The 2,817-nt window shown below is 70.6% G+C and carries 4 protein-coding genes; all 4 read right to left on the reverse strand.

The annotated features are described in order from the left end of the window. Nucleotides 1–164 precede the first annotated feature (164 nt). Entirely contained in the window at nucleotides 165–962 is a 798-nt protein-coding gene (locus HUU95_RS13175) for a transporter (protein WP_174280520.1), read from the reverse strand. Next, entirely contained in the window at nucleotides 959–1,729 is a 771-nt protein-coding gene (gene xth, locus HUU95_RS13180) for an exodeoxyribonuclease III (protein ID WP_174280521.1), read from the reverse strand. Before xth ends, HUU95_RS13175 begins: the two co-directional genes overlap by 4 nt. 23 nt (nucleotides 1,730–1,752) lie before the next feature. Further along, nucleotides 1,753–2,079, reverse strand: a complete 327-nt coding sequence (locus HUU95_RS13185; protein ID WP_174280522.1) for a HesB/IscA family protein — start codon at nucleotides 2,077–2,079, stop codon at nucleotides 1,753–1,755. Nucleotides 2,080–2,210: 131 nt separating this feature from the next. Then, the coding region (locus HUU95_RS13190) for a M23 family metallopeptidase (protein ID WP_174280523.1) at nucleotides 2,211–2,817 on the reverse strand (607 nt) is incomplete at its 5' end.

Genomic DNA, 2,817 nt, shown 5'->3' on the forward strand with positions numbered 1-2,817 from the left:
CGACCTGCCGCCGGAGATCCTCTCGCACCTCCCGCAGCCCGCCACCGCCGACGAAGCCCGCCCGATCATCGCCGCGTTCGAGGCTTAGGCGCTGTCTGCAATCAACGATGGTGGCCGCCGTCATGCTGAACGACGGCGACGTGCAAAACTGGTCGCGTCAGCCTTTAGAAGACGATCGCCCCGCCCGCGAGGAGACGCAGGTCCGGCGCGTCACGGTTGAGCCCGGCGCCGGCGAGCGCGTCGAGCTGCAGCCCGTGGCGCGGCTGCCACGCGATCGAGCCGGCGGCGAGCAGCGGGCGGGCATGGCCGGACGGATCGTGATCATGCTGCCATTGCAGCTCGGCGTTGACCGTCACCCGGTCCGACACGGCGATCGCCAGCCCGGCGACCTCGTTGGACAGGAAATGCCGGCCATCGCCATCCTCGTCCGGCTCGGCCGCGACCTCGTTGGTGAGCTGGACTTGGAGCTGGTCGGTCAGGTCGACGGTGACGGGCAGCACCGCGCCCGCGCCCCAGTCACCGCCGCCGATCGGCTGACGGCCGACCGGGATCGTGACGGAGGGCTCGATCGCGAAGGACAGGCCCTTGCCGTCGGGGTGGCGCAGATTCTGCCGGATGCCGATCTGGACGTCGCCGACGCCGTTCACCCGGTCGATCCCGCCGGCGATCTTGTCGCGCGCGCGGTCGTGCCCGAACGCGGTCCAGGCGACCTGCAGCTCCGCCGTGCGGGTCAGCCCGAACCGCGCCTGGAGATCGCCGATCAGCACCGTGTCCTCGCGTTGATCGGCGGAGTCGTCCTTCGTCCAGTCGCCCAGGCTCATCTCCAGCTGCACATGGCCCGGCTCGGTGGTGCAGCCCGATTCGCCGATCGACGGCCGGTTGGGGCAGAAACGGGGCCCGTCCTTGTCCTGTGCCAGCGCGGGGGTGGCGAGCAGGCCGGCGAACAGCAGGAAATGCTTCATCTCAGTCTCACCCAGGTCGGTGCGTGATCGCTCGCCCTCTCGCGGCCGCGATATTCCTTGTCGACGTCCGCGTCCGTCAGGCGGTCCGCCGCCTGCGGGCTGAGCAGCAGGTGATCGATCCGGAATCCCGCGTCGCGCGCCCACGCGCCGGCCTGATAGTCCCAAAAGGTCCAGGTGCCGCCCGTCGGATGACGCAGGCGCAGCGCGTCCGTCCAGCCCTGCGCCAGCAACCGCCGATAGGCGGCGCGGCTCTCGGGCTGCATCAACGCGTCCTCCTGCATGGCGCGGACCGAGAAGCTGTCGTCGTCGAACGGGATAACGTTGAAGTCGCCCGCGAGCACGGTCGGCCGCTCGGCCGCGAGCAGCGCGGCGGCGCGCGCGGCGAGGCGATCGAACCAGCGCAGCTTGTAATCGAACTTCGGGCCCGGACGCGGATTGCCGTTGGGCAGGTAGATCGACGCGACGACCAGCCCGTCCACCTCGACCTCCAGATAGCGGCTATGCTCGTCCTCCGGTTCGCCGGCGAGGCCGCGCGCGCGCTCGACCGGCGTGGCGCCCCTGGCGAGCACCGCGACGCCGTTGAAGCCCTTCTGCCCATGCCACAACGCGCCATAGCCGGCCGCCTCGATATCGGCGGCGGGGAAGGTGTCGTCCGAGCATTTCAGCTCCTGGAGACAGACGATGTCGGGCTGTTGCTCGGCCAGATACTCGACGAGGCGCGGCAGCCGCGCCTTGATGCCGTTGACGTTGTAGGTGACGAGCTTCACGCGAGCCGCCTAGCGCGGCGAGATCAGATCGAGAAGGAAGAACCGCAGCCGCAGCCGGACGCCGCCTGCGGATTGGTCACGCGAAACGCCGCGCCGCCCAGCGACTCGACGAAGTCGACGGACGCGCCGCGCACCAGATCGAGGCTGATCGGGTCGACGACGAGGCGCACCCCGTCCGTCTCCGCCAGCACGTCGTCCGGATCGGCGCCGTCCGCCAGCCCGAAGCGATAGGAAAAGCCCGAACAGCCGCCGCCATCGACCGCGAGGCGGAGGATGGCGGGCTTGCCCTGCTTGCCCGCGATCGTCGCAACGCGGGCGGCGGCGGCGGGGGTGAGGATGATGTCGGGCATGAGCGGGACGTAGGTCGGGGGGACCGTTCCTGCAATCCTCTCCCGTTGACGGGCAGCGTCGCGGCAAGGCTGCGCCTTGACGTCGGACGGGTTCCGCTCGAGCAGCTACGCTGCGTGCGTGCCGCCCGCGCTTAGTCCTGCGGCGCCGGTCCGTCGGTCGCGACCGGCACCGCGTGCACGGCGTCGCTGTTCATCGCGAGCAGGTAATCGCCCGAGGTCAGGAACGGCGCGGGGTTGACCGGGTGCCCGTCGATCCGGACCTCGTAATGAAGGTGCGGGCCGGTGGAGCGGCCGGTGGAGCCCATCAGCGCGATCAGCTGGCCGCGCGCGACGTGCGTGCCCGGCTCGACCAGGAACTTGGACAGATGGCCGTAGCGCGTCGCGATCCCCTTGCCGTGATCGATCTCCACCATGTTGCCATAGCCGCCCATCCGCTCGGCATGCGCGACCGTGCCGTCGGCGGTGGCATAGATCGGCGTGCCGACTGGGCCCGGGATGTCGACGCCCGCGTGAAAGCGCGCGGTGCCCAGGAACGGATCGGAGCGGATGCCGTAATTGCTGGTGAACTTGAGCGCGGTGACCGGCTGCACCGACGGGATGGCGATGCCGGCGGTGACGGGCGCGTCGAGCTTCTTCCAGGTCTGGAACAGCGCGCGGACCTGACCGTCGGTCGCCGCCGCCTCCACCGTGCGGGTCTCCACCGCCGCGGCCGCCGCCGGCGTCACCGCGCTGGTCGCC

This window comes from Sphingomonas bacterium (genome assembly GCF_903643065.1).
Classification (GTDB): Bacteria; Pseudomonadota; Alphaproteobacteria; order Sphingomonadales; family Sphingomonadaceae; genus Sphingomonas.